This window comes from Desulfuromonas sp. TF (assembly GCF_000472285.1).
Taxonomy (GTDB): Bacteria; Desulfobacterota; Desulfuromonadia; order Desulfuromonadales; family ATBO01; genus ATBO01.
The window spans coordinates 297,587-298,136 of the sequence record NZ_KI421424.1 but is presented as its reverse complement, the minus strand read 5'-3'; the positions used below and the strand labels follow the sequence as shown (position 1 = coordinate 298,136).

Annotated in this window: 1 protein-coding gene; it reads right to left on the bottom strand. The window is 66.5% G+C overall.

The genetic code is table 11. The features are described from left to right. Positions 1-550: 4Fe-4S binding protein (locus tag DTF_RS27390; protein WP_226989406.1), on the bottom strand; the 550-nt coding region annotated here is incomplete at both ends.

The window sequence follows — 550 nt, the reverse complement described above, 5'->3', positions numbered from 1 at the left end:
GGTGCTCTTGTCGACGGCCAGGCGCATGCCGAAGCCGAACTCGGCGTTGTCTTCGAACAGGGAGTTGCTCCACGCCGGTCCCAGTCCGTCCTTGCGGGTGGTCCAGGGGGTGGTGGGGAGATTCCCGCCGTAGATGGAGGAGCAGCCGGTGGCGTTGGCCACGAGCATGCGGTCGCCGAAGAGCTGGGAGCACAGCTTGACGAAGGGGGTCTCGCCGCAGCCGGCGCAGGCGCCGGAGAACTCGAACATCGGCGGAAGCAGCTGGCTGCCCTTGAGGCTGGCGCGGTTGACCAGCGCCGGATCGGTGTCGGAGAGGCCGAGGAAGAAGTCCCAGTTTTTGGCTTCCTGCTCGCGCAGGGGGGCCTGGAAGGTCATGTTGATGGCCTTGTGGTTGGGGTCTTCCTTGCTTTTGGCGGGGCAGTTGTGGACGCAGGCGCCGCAGCCGGTGCAGTCCTCGGGAGCGACCTGGAGGGTGAACTTCTTGCCGGCCATCTCCTTGCCCTTGGCGTCGACGGACTTGAAGGCGGCAGGGGCTCCGTCGAGTTCGGCT